Consider the following 12,922-nt stretch of genomic DNA (forward strand, 5'->3'; position numbering starts at 1 on the left):
CCAACCGAGTTTCACTTTTGTCGAGGCAATCGCGATGACACCCGCAACGCCCCTTTGGGAGTTTGTCGATATTACCAAGGCCTATCCTGGGGTTTTGGCGAATGACAAGGTCTGCATCCGGCTTATGCCCGGTTCCATTCATGGGCTGCTGGGTGAAAACGGCTGTGGCAAGTCGACTATGATCAAGACACTGTCCGGCGTGCAGCAACCCGATAGCGGTCAAATCCTGCACAATGGCAAGCCGGTCACGATCAGCGACCCGCAGGTGGCACGTGAACTGGGCGTCGCAACAGTTTTTCAGGAATTCTCTATCGTGCCCACCTTGTCGGTTGGCGAAAACATCTTCCTTGGCAATATGCCTCGGTCCCGCTTTGGCGTGATCGACTGGGCCAAGGTCCACAACGAAGCCGCGCGCGTTTTGGCGGAAATGGATGTCGATGTTTCTCCCGAAACAATCACCGGCTCGCTATCGGTAGGCGAGCAACAACTGGTCGAGATCGCGAAAGCCGTCGCGATGGACGCTCGCATGATCATCCTGGATGAGCCGACGGCGGCATTGGGTGAAGATGAAATTGAACGCCTGCACCAGTTACTGCGCAATATGCGTGAACGCGGAACCGCTATTCTCTATGTGTCGCACAGGCTGGATGAGGTTGAACGGATCGTTGATGAAGTGACGATCTTGCGCAACGGCTGTGTTGTGCGAGCGAGTGGCGAGACCAAGATCAACGTCTCTGAGATTGTCAGCGCAATGGTCGGTGAGGACATTGGTGAGCACTATCCCAAGGAGCAGAACGCGACCAAGGATGTTGTGCTGGAAGCGGCAGGTCTGAGCACCAATTCGGGCGTGAAAGATGTATCGTTTTCGTTGCACCAGGGTGAAGTTCTGGGCTTGGGTGGCGTATTGGGCAGTGGCCGCACAGAGATTGCCCGCGCCCTATTCGGGACAGATGAGCTAACAGGCGGACAGATAAGACTAAATGGCAAACCGGTTCGCTTTCGTCGGGAAATTGATGCGATCCGTGCGGGCTTGGCTCTTGTCCCAGAGAATCGAAAGTTTGACGGGTTGTTCTTCAATTTCCGCGCAAGCGGGAACGTCACCGCAGCGTCCCTTGGCGGGCTAAGCCGGTTCGGCGTGTTGAATCTTAAGGCGGAAGAGCAAGCTACCCATGACCTGATCCGCGATCTGGAAATCTCAACCCAGGCTGAGGAAAAGACGGTCAACTTTTTGTCTGGTGGCAATCAGCAGAAGATTGTTATTGCGCGTTGGCTGTTTTCAGCCTCGGACATTCTGATCCTTGATGAGCCGACGCAGGGGATCGATATCGGCGCGAAAATCGCTGTTTACAAGCTGATTAACAGGCTCACGCGGGCGGGAAAATCGATCATTCTGATCAGTTCAGACCATGATGAGTTGCTTGCGATGAGCGATCGGATTGCCGTCGTGCAGCACGGAACGATAGTGCGCACAGTCGATGCATCCGACCTTACTCATGACGACCTTGTGCGCGCGTCCGCCGACACCCCCCAATCCAAGCCTAAGGAGGCTTTCGCATGAAGCGGATCTTTGACACCCAGTTGATCGGGCCATTCGCAGCAATGGTGATCGTCGCACTGATCGTGGCACTTACGACGGAACGCTTCCTGAACCCGGGTAACCTTTCAAACCTGTCCCTACAGGTAAGCATCGTGGCCTTGATCGCAATCGGGTCTACTATCGTGATCTTCGCTGCGGGCATCGATCTGAGTTCCGGGTCTATGGTAGCTTTGCTGACCATGATCCTTGCGCAGATGTTGAAATTTGTTGGCATTCCACTGGTACTGGCATTGCCACTCATTCTTCTCATGGGCGGATTGCTTGGTCTGTTCATTGGGCTGATAACAGCCTACGGGCGTATCCCGTCTTTCATCACAACATTGGCAGCGTTGATTGCCTTCAGGGGCCTTGCCCTAACCTTCAACAATGGATCGCCGATCTTTTCGCTGGATCCGGCGCTGGAGCCAATATTTTACGGCAAGCTGTTCGGCGTTCCGATGCCTTTCTTCTACCTCGTGTTCTTCTACGTCCTTGCTGCGTTCAGCATGAACTTCACGAAACTCGGCCGTGAGATCTATGCCGTGGGTGGCAACCCAGCCGCTGCCGTTCTTACGGGTATCAACGTACGTAAAGTTCAGACGACGACATTTGTCATCGCAGGTTTCATGACGGCTGTTGGTGCGATCCTGATGTCAGCGCGCCTCAACTCTGGTTCGCCCAACTATGGCCAGACGCTGGAACTGCAGGCCATTGCCGCTGCTGTTGTCGGCGGAGCCAGCCTTGCAGGCGGTCGTGGCAACATCCTCGCCACGCTGATGGGGGCGATGACAATCGTTATCGTCCAGAATGGTTTGAACCTGAACGCTGCGCCATCTTCGGTTCAGAACATCGTGTTGGGCCTGATCATTCTGTTGGCCGTCGGCATAGACATGTGGCGTGCAGAGATTTCGGGCTTGATGGGTCGAATGTTCGGCCGCACTTCATCGCAGCAGTCGTCTAACGTAAAGAAGGAGGCCTGAGATGGATCTGGGGCTTAAGGATAAGCTGGTCCTGGTGACTGGTTCAGGTTCCGGCATCGGCAAAGCCACTGCCCGGGTCTATCTTGAAGAAGGCGCTCGGGTCATCGTGCATGGCCTGACCCAGACGGAAGTGTCCGACTGCGTCGACGACCTGTCATCTCTGGGCAAGGTCGAAGGCATTGCGGCCGACCTGACCAAGACCTCAGATGCAGAAACACTGGCGGATTTTGCCCGCGCGCGCGGGGCGGTGGATGTTCTTGTGAATAATGTCGGCATCTTCTCGGTCAAACCGTTCGAGGATCTCACGGATGACGACTGGATGCACTACTTCAACATCAATGTCCTGTCCGCCGTTCGGATGAGCCGAATTTTCCTGCCTGACATGCTTGGCCGGGATAAGGGATCTATCATCAACATGGCCAGCGAAGCGGCAGTGAAACCGCTCCCTCAGATGGTGCATTATTCTGTCACTAAAACTGCCATGTTAGGTCTGACACGCGGCATGGCAGAACTGACAAAGGGCACGAAAGTCCGGGTTAACTCGATCCTGCCTGGTCCGACCTGGACCGAAGGTGTCGAAGCCTATTTTGACGGTCTCGCGGATCAAAAGGGTGAGCCGCTCGATACGATCGTCGACAATTACTTCAAATCAGATGAGCCCACATCGCTCATACAACGCTTTGTCCAACCAGACGAAGTCGCCCGCATGATCGTCACGATCTCAGCAAGCACGGCCTCCAATGGTTCTGCGCACCGGATCGAAGGCGGCATCGTTCGCAACATTCTTTAACTTCTAACTGGAGGAGCCCTACATGGCCGCTCTCACTTTCTCTCACATCGGCATCACAGTTCCCGACCTGGAAAAAGCCGTGGAGTTTTATTCCAAGGCATTCGGCCTCTACGTGCTGATGGAACCAACTGAAATCCTGCATGACGAAAGCGCCATCGGTCAGATGTGCGACGATGTATTTGGGGAAGGTTGGGGAAGCTTCCGCATCGCGCATTTGTCGATGGGCGACGGTGTTGGCATCGAATTGTTTGAGTTCCCGAAGACCGTCGAAGAAGAACGCCCGTTTGAATATTGGCGGCGTGGCTTGTTTCATTTCTGCGTACAGGACGAGGATCTGGAAGGCCGCGTCAAGGTTATCGAAGACCTGGGCGGGCGCCAGCGCATGAGCCAAGTGCGCAAGTATTACCCAGGTGAAAAGCCCTATCGCATGGTCTATATGGAAGACCCTTTTGGCAACATTTTCGAGCTCTACAGCCACTCGTACGAATTGACCTATTCGGCGGGTGCTTATGACTGATCGCGCCGCCTTTCCCCCCAGAACGGACAAACCCAAGGTCGTGATCACCGATTACGACTTTGGTGATGTTGCCGTTGAGACGGAAATCCTGGAAGCCGCAGGAGCCGAGGTGATTGCGCTTCAGGCCAAGCGTCAGGAAGACCTGTTCGATGTCGCGCCGCATTGCGCAGCGATGATGAACCAATATGCCCGGATCGGGAAAGAAACGATCACGCGGATGCGAAACTGCGAGGTCATCGCGCGCTATGGCGTAGGCGTGGATATCGTGGATGTCGGCACGGCGACGGAAAAAGGTATCCTCGTCACCAATGTGCAAAACTATTGCACCGAGGAGGTCGCCGATCATGCGATTGCCCTTTGGCTGACCCTGGCGCGCAAGTTGCCTGACTATGATCGGGCCACTCATGCAGGGATCTGGAAATGGCAAAGCGGGCAGCCGGTCTACCGTTTGCGCGGGCGGACGATGGGTGTCGTCTCGCTGGGTAAAATCGGGCAAGCCATCGTGGCGCGGGCGCAATCTTTCGGGGTTACGGTCATCGCCTACGACCCGTATTTGCCAAGAGAAGTCGCGGCAAAGATTGGGGTCGAGCTGGTGAGCAAGCCCGAATTGCTGGCAAGGTCCGACTATATCCTGATGCAGGCACCGATGACGCCGAACACGCATCACTTTTTGTCGGATGCCGAATTCTCGGTCATGAAACCCGGTGCGATACTCGTGAACACCGGACGCGGACCAACGGTCGACAACAAAGCCCTATTCCGGGCGCTGACCGAAGGCCATCTGGCCGCTGCAGGGCTCGACGACCCCGAAGAAGAGCCGGCCAAGCGCGCCAACTGGACGCCTGATGACAACCCGTTGTTCACACTGCCCAACGTGCTCGTAACGCCACATGCGGCCTACTATTCCGAGGAATCCATACACGCAGCGCGGGTCACCGCGGCCACTCAGGTGGCCAAGGTCCTGACAGGGCAAAACCCCGACTATACCGTCAATGCCGACGCATTGGCCGTATCTACCGCATAACAGGAGACTAGAATGCCAGACGTCAGCACGGACCTCAGGGTTTTCAATGATTTTGAAAGAAACCCGGAACTTCTCAAAAAATTCGACAAGGTGTTGGAGGCGTACTCTGCTGCTGCCATTTTTGCGGATGTGCAGTACCGAACAGGCGTGATGGACAGCGCCATCAAACCCGCCTTCCGCGCCAAGGTGACAGGCCAGGCCGTGACGGTTCAGCTTTCAAAAGGCGACCTGGTCGACCCATTGCGAGCGCTTGAAATGGGACAACCCGGGGACGTGATCGTTGTGGACGCGGGTGGAGATCGTCAAACGTCGGTCTGCGGCGGTTTGATGGGTGGTCTGGCCAAGAACCGTGGCATTCGCGGTATGATCGTCGATGGCACTGGGCGTGACACAGATGAGTTGGAAGACATCAACTGGCCGATTTGGACGCGCGCGATCACGCCGCGCGGAACGCACACGATGTTCTCGGAACGTAAAGAAGAACTTTCGATCAATGTGCCAATCGCCTGTGGGGGCGTCGTGGTAAACCCCGGAGATTTCATTGTAGCTGATCTTATGGGCGTCGTTGTGGTTCCACAGGATATTGCCGAAGAAACCGTGCGCCTTGCTCAAGAGCAAGCTGACCGTGAGGAGGAAACCCGTAAATGGGTGGCCCAAGGCAAAACCGTTGAGGATCTGCTGAATGAATTCGGTCGCATCTGAGCCAGCGCTGATCGGCGTAGATTGGGGCACTTCATCGTTCCGTGCATTTCTCATTGGTGCGGAGGGCGACGTGATCGATGGGGTCTCGTCGCCTGAAGGTATCATGCAGGTTGCGGGACAAACCTTTGAGGCGGTCCTTGATCGTCTCATCGGCCCTTGGGTCGCCAAGGCTAACCTGCCGATCCTGGCATCTGGCATGATCACCAGCCGCAATGGCTGGGTAGAAACGCAATATGCTGAGATGCCGCTGGGTGCTGGCGGTCTTGCGCGAGCGTTGGTCCCGCACGAAGCGGCCAACGGAGCGCGTATTCACTTTGTGACTGGTGCGTCGACAGAACATGCCGGAGGACCGGACGTAATGCGCGGCGAGGAGACACAGATCATCGGGGCATCTTCGCTAGGCTTGAGCGAAGGTATGTTCGTGATGCCGGGAACGCACAGCAAATGGGTTCAGGTTGCGGACGGGAAGATCGTGGATTTCTCGACTTACATGACAGGTGAGATCTTTTCGGCGCTGAAAGAACACACGATCCTTGGCACATTGATGAAGGAGGACGCCTTCAGCGAAGACGCATTCGTGATGGGCGTCAAGGCAGGCCTCAGTGGTGAGTCGAACCTGCTGCACAGCCTGTTTCATGTTCGAACGCTTCCTCTCATGGGCAAAATCCCAAAGGTTGCCACGGCCGACTACTTGTCGGGCTTGTTGATCGGGACCGAGGTTGCTGCCGCGACTGGCGAAGTAAAAGACGTCGGCACGATCACTGTTGTTGGACGCAGCGACTTGTCCGACCGATACGAAATAGCGCTTCGAACTGCTGGTTTCGACAGCCGTCGCGCGCCAGATGATATCGTTGCGAAAGGGCATTTTCTGATTGCTCGCGCTGCGGGGTTGGTTGGATGATTGACCTCACCGCGGCTCTTGCCGAGAACCCGCTGATTGCGATTTTGCGGGGGCTAGCACCAGAAAATGCGCGCCCGGTGTCTGATGTACTCTTCGATGCCGGGTTTCGGATAATCGAAGTGCCGCTCAACTCACCGGACCCGCTGGAATCGATAGGGCAGATCGCCGTGAAACATGGCGCTCAGACCATCGTCGGCGCTGGCACAGTGTTGACTGTGGATCAGGTCGCGGCGGTTGCTGATGCAGGCGGGCGTATCATCGTGTCGCCCAATATGAACCCGGACGTCGGGCGCGCGGCTGTCGCTCGGGATCTTTATTGGTGTCCAGGAGTCATGACCCCCTCCGAGGCCTTTACGGCGTTGGATATCGGAGCATCGGTCCTCAAATTCTTTCCGGCGGAAATGGTGCCGCCAGCTGCCATTTCTGCTATGCGCGCCGTATTGCCTGCAGACGCAGTCGTCGCTGCGGTAGGGGGCATAACGCCGGATACGATGGCGCCGTATCATGCCGCGGGTGTAGATGGATATGGGCTGGGATCCGCACTGTTCAAACCGAGCTATACATTGGATGATATCGGCAGGCGCGCGCGCGCGTTCACCAGTGTATTGGAGGAACTTGGATGAAACAGGCCCTTGTAACGGGCGGAACGCGAGGGATTGGTGCGGGTGTTGCACGGTCGTTGGCAGACGCAGGTTGGTCCGTCATTGCCGCATCCGCCTCCCAATCCGAATTGGATGCATTCGAGCCTCAGGACGGGTTAAAGGTGCAGCTCTTGGATGTCACCGACCAGACGTCCATCAATGATGTATTCGGCGAACTCACGGGTCTGAAGGCCTTGGTGAACTGCGCAGGTATTCTTTTGCGTGGCGAAGAATATGACATCGACGTCTTCGCCAAGGTGCTCGATGTGAATCTGACAGGCACCATGCGCTGCTGTCTTGCCGCGCATCCATTGTTGGCTGAAGCGAGTGGGGCCATCGTCAACACCGCCTCTATGCTCAGTACCTTTGGTGGGCCTTTGGTTCCGGCGTATTCCGCTTCTAAGGGCGGCGTGGCACAGTTGACCAAGGCGCTCGCAGGTCGCTGGGCCGAAGACGGTATCCGGGTCAATGCCATCGCGCCGGGTTGGATTGAGACAGAGATGACCCAGGGCCTTCGGGAAGACCCTGAAAGAACAGCGGGGATCTTGGCGCGTACGCCTATGAAACGCTGGGGGAAACCCGAAGAAGTCGGTGCGCTTGTGCAATGGCTTTTGAGTGAAAACGCCAGTTTTGTGACCGGATCAATCTATCCGGTCGATGGCGGCTATCTCGCTATGTGAGGAAAATCAATGAATGACGATGACACCGCCCGAATGCCATATCAGTTGCCGTTTCCCAAGGATGCGCAAGACGAGATCGTGATCCCGAATGCCATGAGCGAAGACGACAGGCTATGGGTTCCGCAGGCAGAGAACGTCTGGTTCCGACCGCTCTGCTTGAACCGCTCGCAAGGTTATTGGATGAACCTTCTCAAAGTGCGCAAAGCTGGTGTTCTTTCGCGGCACCGCCATCCACAGCCAGTCCACGGTTTTGTCCTGAAAGGGCGCTGGCATTATCTGGAACATGATTGGGTTGCGGAAGAGGGGGGATATGTCTTTGAGCCGCCGGGTGAGACTCATACTTTGGTCGTTCCCGACGATGTTGAAGAGATGGTCACCTATTTCCAGGTCAATGGCGTGATGTGCTATGTTGATCCGTGGGGCAAGGTCACTGGCTACGAAGATGTCTTTACCAAGATTGATCTGTGCCGAAAACACTTCGGGGAAGTCGGTCTTGGAGAAGATTACGTTGAACAATTCATCAGGTGATGCGCCGCGTTTCGCGCTCGTGGCCCATGATGCGCGAAAGGACGAAATCGTTGATTGGGTGGGTCTGCAATTGGCCCGCCTGTCCAGAGTACAAATCTTTTCGACTGGGACCACCGGCAGTCGCATCAAGCAAACCTATCCAGAACTGGATGTGACCTGCCTGAAAAGTGGACCACTCGGAGGCGACCAACAGATCGGCGCTATGATCTGTGAAGAGAAACTGGATGCACTGATTTTCTTCGTCGACCCTCTGTCGCCCATGCCACACGACGTCGACGTTAAGGCTCTGACCCGCCTCGCGACGGTATATGATCTGCCAATGGCATGTTCGCGCTCAACCGCGGATCTGATCGTCAAGGGGCTGATTGACGAGGATGACAACGCGCCTGTCTGATACGCCACGCGCCGCAAGCGCCGATCAGCTGGTTTTCAAAAGGTGCTCTGCCAGACTGCCGAGGTTTTCGCTGCCGAGCTGGCTCATGTTGGCCTCAATGTCAGCCTTCAGGATGTGAACGAGATGGTCGACCCCTCGTGCTCCGAACGCTGCAACAGCATATTGAAAGGCGCGTCCGACCATGACGAAATCTGCACCTTTCGCCAGTGCGCGCATGATGTCCAATCCCCAGGCAACGCCAGAGTCGTAGATCAGTGGCACATTTGTTCCGACTGCCTCGCGGATGTTCGGGAGTTGGTCAATCACAGCGGGTCCGGCTTCGAATTGACGCCCGGAGTGGTTTGAGACCCAGATGCAATCCACGCCCTCGGCCACCATTTTTTGCGCGTCCTCCGGCCGCAGAACACCCTTGACGATCAGGTGACCCTCCCATTCCTGCCGTAGTTCGCGCAGGTAGTCCCAATCTGGAATCCCACGGATCAGAGCGCCTGCATGGGTAAAGCTTTCTCGTCCGCGGGTCGGGACGTAATCGTCAAAGAACCGCATACGTGGCATGATGCCCTCGCGCAGATGTGCAAGGCACCAGGCGGGTCGTGACGCCATTTCTGTCAGCGTGCGCAGGTCAGCTTTAGGAGGCACCGTCAGATTGGCGCGGCGTTGTCGTTCGCGCCGACTCTCTTCTGGAACGTCCACCGTGATTATCAGCGTATGAAACCCCGCTGCCTTAATCCTCGGGAGCATCGCGCGGCGCAACTCGCCGGAGTTCACCGGGTAATGCTGAAACCATCCATTTTTGCCAATGTAAGGTGCCACATCTTCCGGTGAAGCAACCGCCACGCTCGACAGCGAAAACGGAATGTTGTGAGCAACCGCTGCCTTTGCAAGCATCCGCTCTGCTCCAGCCCACATTAGGCCGGACATGCCTACCGGTGCTATCCCGAATGGCAGATCGTAAGTTTGACCCATCAATGTAGTTTGCAGGTCGGCCTTTGTTCGGCCGCATAGTACACGCGGCATGAATCCGATGGCATCAAGTGCGTCCCGGTTGACCTTCAACCCCAGCTCCCGGCCGGTCGCGCTGTCGAGGTATTCGAAGGCAAACTTCGGAATGCGCTTTTGTGCGGTTTTCCGAAGGTCTTCTATCGACGGGTGGGAAAGGTCCAGATCCATCCGGGTCCTCTGTTCGTTGTCTAACGTTTGAAGCTCCTCAGTCGGTTACCAAAGGGATGGCAGGGCCAAGGAAATTGCGGGCACATAGGTGATGAACATCAACAAGATCAGCATTCCGACAAAGAATGGCAGGATTGCCCGGCTGAGGCTTTCGATGGAAACCTTCGAAATGCTGCTGGCCACGAACAGGTTCACACCCAATGGCGGTGTGCAGAACCCAATGGCCAGGTTGACCGTCAAGATGACACCAAAAACGATCGGATCGACACCCAGCGCGGTTGCAACCGGCAGCAGGATCGGCGTCATGATGATGATCGACGAAATCGTCTCCATGAACATTCCGATCACCAACAACAGCAGATTGATCAGCAACAGGATGATGATTGGGTTGTCGGACAGGCTGGTGATCGTTGTTGCGAGCTCTGTCGGGATTCTTGCGAGCGTGATCAACCTGCCAAAGGCGGTCGCCATGATCACCAATATCAGAATGGTCCCGCTGGTCTTTGCACTGCCCGCCAAAACCTCTGGCAGGTCCTTGAGGGTGATGTCGCCATAGACGAATATGCCGATGAAAGCGGCATAGACTACGGCCACGGCACCGGCTTCGGTTGGGGTGAAGATACCGCTGTAGATGCCCCCAAGGATAATTACCGGCACCAATAGCGCCCAGATGGAAGACCGGAAGCTCTGCCAGACGCCCGGGCCTGAGAACGTAGTCGTCGATTGCTGAACAACCTCGTCCTTTCGCAGCAGAACACGAGCGACCAACATGAACATGAGGGCAAAAAGGATGCCAGGAACAACGCCTGCAAGAAACAGTTTGCCGATCGAAACCTCGGCAGTAACACCATAGATGATGAAGGGAATACTTGGCGGGATCATTACACCGATCATTCCTGAGGATGCTGTCAATGCGCCGCTGAATTTGCGCGTATAGCCGACCTTTTCCATCTCTGGAATCATGTTCGACCCGATGGCGGCTACGGTCGCAGGAGATGAGCCGGATATGGCGGCAAAAAACACACAGGCGAGCACGTTCACATACGCCAGCCCACCCCGGATATGACCGATCAGCGCATTGGCAAATCCAACCAGTCGGCGAGACATTCCGCCGTGTTGCATCAGGTCGCCTGCCAATATGAACAGAGGGACGGCAATTAGAGGAAAGGAGTCCGCGCCTGTTACCACCGACCGTGCCAGAAGAACCATGGGTGGTGTGCCATCTACAAAGACCATCACGATCATAGTGGCCAAGCCCAGACAGATGCCAATAGGCACGCTGAAGAGCAACAGGGCAAAGAGCGTCAAGAAAAGCGTTGTTGCAAGCATGCCGGGTTCCTCACGCTTTGGTTCCTGCGATCAGACGCAGGGTTCGGAACAGATGTTGAGTGACGCGGATCGCGGACAGGCCAGCGCCAATCGGAGCCGAAGCATAAAGGATCGGAATCGGTAGCCCCAAAACGACCGAAGTCTGGCTGGCGACAAAAGGCTGTCGGATAAGCTTGATGCATTCAATTGTCAGAACGATCAGAAATCCAAGGACAAGAAGCGCGATCACAAAATCCGCGTAAAGCCTTGCGCGCTCGCTTAGGACATCACGCAGGACCGTGATACGCACATGATCGCCTGTGTGGAACGCATAGCTGACGCCTAGCCAGACAAACCATACAAACAGCCAAAGCGTTAGCTCTTCGCCCCATGAAAGAGAGGCATTCAGAATGTAGCGCATGAACACATTTCCAAAGATCAACAAGACAATCGCGGCCAAAAGTGCACTGGCTAAGACCTTTTCGGCATTCATATCGATCCATTTGATAACCGACACCGTTCACCTCCCCTTGAACGAAAGGGGCACCCGAACTTTCATGGCGCGGGTGCCCGTATTGGCTGAGTAGTCCGAGGGTCAGCTTCCGCTCGCTGCGGAAACCGCTGCTACCCAGTCGTCATAGGCTTCAGCGCCAACCTCGTCGCGATACTGCAGACGGACGCTTTCAGTTTTGTCGGCAAAGGCCTGTCGCTGCTCTGCAGTCAGTTCCAGAACCTCGACACCAGCAGCACGAATCTGTTCCAGTTGTTCCGCATCTTCGCTCGCGACCAGTTCAGCCTGATATTCACGTGCGGCGGCCATCGAGTCCCGGACCAGTTGCTGATGCTCTGCGGACAGCGAGTCAAAGAACGGTTTGGAGATGACGGGCATATAGACCGCAAAGACATGGCCCGTGGTCGAAAGGTATTTCTGAACCTCGTAGAAACGCTGTGAGGTAATGATCGCCAGTGGGTTTTCCTGGCCGTCGATCACGCCTTGCTGGAGAGCAGAATAGACCTCACCAAAGTTCATTGGCGTCGGGTTGGCCCCGAGCGTTTCGAATGTCGCCACATGAGCCGGAACCTTCATGGTACGTAGCTTGACACCCTCGAGATCTGCGGGGGTTGCAACCGGGCGGACATTGTTGGTCACATTGCGTACACCCAATTCAAGCCAGCCAAGACCTACCAATCCCTGGTTTTCGACCCGTGCAAGCATGCCATCACCAGCATCACCATCAAGAACATCAAAGGCGATGTCCTTGGAGGAATACATGTAGGGCAGTTCAATTACTGCAAAAGCCGGATCCCAGCCCGCGAAGAAAGAGGAAGGAGGAATGGCCATTTCCAGAACGCCGGTTTGAACACCTTCGATCATTTCGCGATCAGGGCCCATCTGCGACGAAGGGAATATCTGTACGTCGATCTCACCATTCGAGCCAGCTTCGACCAGTTCTTCAAATTTCAGTAGCGCGCGATGCATATGAAACGCTTCTGCTGCGCCATGCCCAACCTTAATGACTGTTTCAGCGGATGCTGCAAAAGCAAGCCCGGCTGACATGACGACGCCAAGCGCCAATGTTGATTTCTTGAACAAGGTATCCTCCCACGGATTTAGTTATTTTCGATCTATTATCTGAGATATCAGATATAATATAGAAATCAAGCTTACATGTGCTATTGTGTTAGAGAGACGAAATAGGACGAAGTGAAA

Annotated in this window: 15 protein-coding genes; 11 read left to right on the forward strand and 4 right to left on the reverse strand. The window is 55.6% G+C overall.

Features of this window, described 5'->3' with window-relative positions; genetic code table 11:
• The first annotated feature begins 34 nt into the window (after window positions 1-34).
• From G7G_RS0100435 to G7G_RS0100485, 11 genes are read left to right on the forward strand one after another with little or no spacing between them, the layout of a single operon-like run.
• Window positions 35-1,558 (forward strand): sugar ABC transporter ATP-binding protein, encoded by a 1,524-nt coding sequence (locus G7G_RS0100435; RefSeq protein WP_010437251.1) that lies wholly within the window; start codon window positions 35-37, stop codon window positions 1,556-1,558.
• The gene (locus G7G_RS22595) at window positions 1,555-2,556 is read left to right on the forward strand and encodes an ABC transporter permease (protein WP_010437252.1); all 1,002 of its coding nucleotides are present in this window, start codon (window positions 1,555-1,557) and stop codon (window positions 2,554-2,556) included. Before G7G_RS0100435 ends, G7G_RS22595 begins: the two co-directional genes overlap by 4 nt.
• A 1-nt stretch (window position 2,557) precedes the next feature.
• Window positions 2,558-3,346, forward strand: coding sequence for an SDR family NAD(P)-dependent oxidoreductase (locus G7G_RS0100445; RefSeq protein ID WP_010437253.1), 789 nt, complete (start codon window positions 2,558-2,560; stop codon window positions 3,344-3,346).
• 22 nt (window positions 3,347-3,368) lie between these two features.
• Window positions 3,369-3,863, forward strand: a complete 495-nt coding sequence (locus G7G_RS0100450; RefSeq protein ID WP_010437254.1) for a lactoylglutathione lyase family protein — start codon at window positions 3,369-3,371, stop codon at window positions 3,861-3,863.
• Window positions 3,856-4,887: a C-terminal binding protein gene (locus G7G_RS0100455; protein ID WP_010437255.1), complete on the forward strand. Its 1,032-nt coding sequence runs from the start codon at window positions 3,856-3,858 to the stop codon at window positions 4,885-4,887. Before G7G_RS0100450 ends, G7G_RS0100455 begins: the two co-directional genes overlap by 8 nt.
• Window positions 4,888-4,899: 12 nt before the next feature.
• Window positions 4,900-5,589 carry an RraA family protein gene (locus tag G7G_RS0100460; RefSeq protein ID WP_010437256.1) on the forward strand — a complete coding sequence of 230 codons (690 nt, stop codon included), beginning with the start codon at window positions 4,900-4,902 and terminating at the stop codon, window positions 5,587-5,589.
• Entirely contained in the window at window positions 5,570-6,490 is a 921-nt protein-coding gene (locus tag G7G_RS0100465) for a 2-dehydro-3-deoxygalactonokinase (protein ID WP_010437257.1), read from the forward strand. The genes G7G_RS0100460 and G7G_RS0100465 overlap by 20 nt, the downstream gene beginning before the upstream one ends.
• Window positions 6,487-7,113 carry a 2-dehydro-3-deoxy-6-phosphogalactonate aldolase gene (locus G7G_RS0100470; RefSeq protein ID WP_010437258.1) on the forward strand — a complete coding sequence of 209 codons (627 nt, stop codon included), beginning with the start codon at window positions 6,487-6,489 and terminating at the stop codon, window positions 7,111-7,113. Before G7G_RS0100465 ends, G7G_RS0100470 begins: the two co-directional genes overlap by 4 nt.
• Window positions 7,110-7,811, forward strand: coding sequence for an SDR family NAD(P)-dependent oxidoreductase (locus tag G7G_RS0100475; RefSeq protein ID WP_010437259.1), 702 nt, complete (start codon window positions 7,110-7,112; stop codon window positions 7,809-7,811). The genes G7G_RS0100470 and G7G_RS0100475 overlap by 4 nt, the downstream gene beginning before the upstream one ends.
• Before the next feature lie 9 nt (window positions 7,812-7,820).
• The gene (locus tag G7G_RS0100480) at window positions 7,821-8,339 is read left to right on the forward strand and encodes a 2,4'-dihydroxyacetophenone dioxygenase family protein (RefSeq protein WP_010437260.1); all 519 of its coding nucleotides are present in this window, start codon (window positions 7,821-7,823) and stop codon (window positions 8,337-8,339) included.
• The gene (locus G7G_RS0100485) at window positions 8,320-8,733 is read left to right on the forward strand and encodes a methylglyoxal synthase (RefSeq protein ID WP_010437261.1); all 414 of its coding nucleotides are present in this window, start codon (window positions 8,320-8,322) and stop codon (window positions 8,731-8,733) included. Before G7G_RS0100480 ends, G7G_RS0100485 begins: the two co-directional genes overlap by 20 nt.
• 24 nt (window positions 8,734-8,757) lie before the next feature.
• On the opposite strand, the gene G7G_RS0100490 is transcribed toward G7G_RS0100485, so the two are convergent.
• The 4 genes from G7G_RS0100490 to G7G_RS0100505 form a co-directional block, all read right to left on the reverse strand.
• Window positions 8,758-9,903: an alpha-hydroxy acid oxidase gene (locus G7G_RS0100490; protein ID WP_010437262.1), complete on the reverse strand. Its 1,146-nt coding sequence runs from the start codon at window positions 9,901-9,903 to the stop codon at window positions 8,758-8,760.
• A 45-nt stretch (window positions 9,904-9,948) separates the two neighbouring features.
• Window positions 9,949-11,232: a TRAP transporter large permease gene (locus tag G7G_RS0100495; RefSeq protein WP_010437263.1), complete on the reverse strand. Its 1,284-nt coding sequence runs from the start codon at window positions 11,230-11,232 to the stop codon at window positions 9,949-9,951.
• A gap of 10 nt (window positions 11,233-11,242) precedes the next feature.
• Window positions 11,243-11,728, reverse strand: a complete 486-nt coding sequence (locus G7G_RS0100500) for a TRAP transporter small permease (protein WP_010437264.1) — start codon at window positions 11,726-11,728, stop codon at window positions 11,243-11,245.
• 78 nt (window positions 11,729-11,806) lie between these two features.
• Window positions 11,807-12,805 carry a TRAP transporter substrate-binding protein gene (locus tag G7G_RS0100505; RefSeq protein ID WP_010437266.1) on the reverse strand — a complete coding sequence of 333 codons (999 nt, stop codon included), beginning with the start codon at window positions 12,803-12,805 and terminating at the stop codon, window positions 11,807-11,809.
• Between the last annotated feature and the right edge of the window lie 117 nt (window positions 12,806-12,922).

It is taken from the genome of Ruegeria conchae, assembly GCF_000192475.1.
GTDB lineage: Bacteria > Pseudomonadota > Alphaproteobacteria > Rhodobacterales > Rhodobacteraceae > Ruegeria > Ruegeria conchae.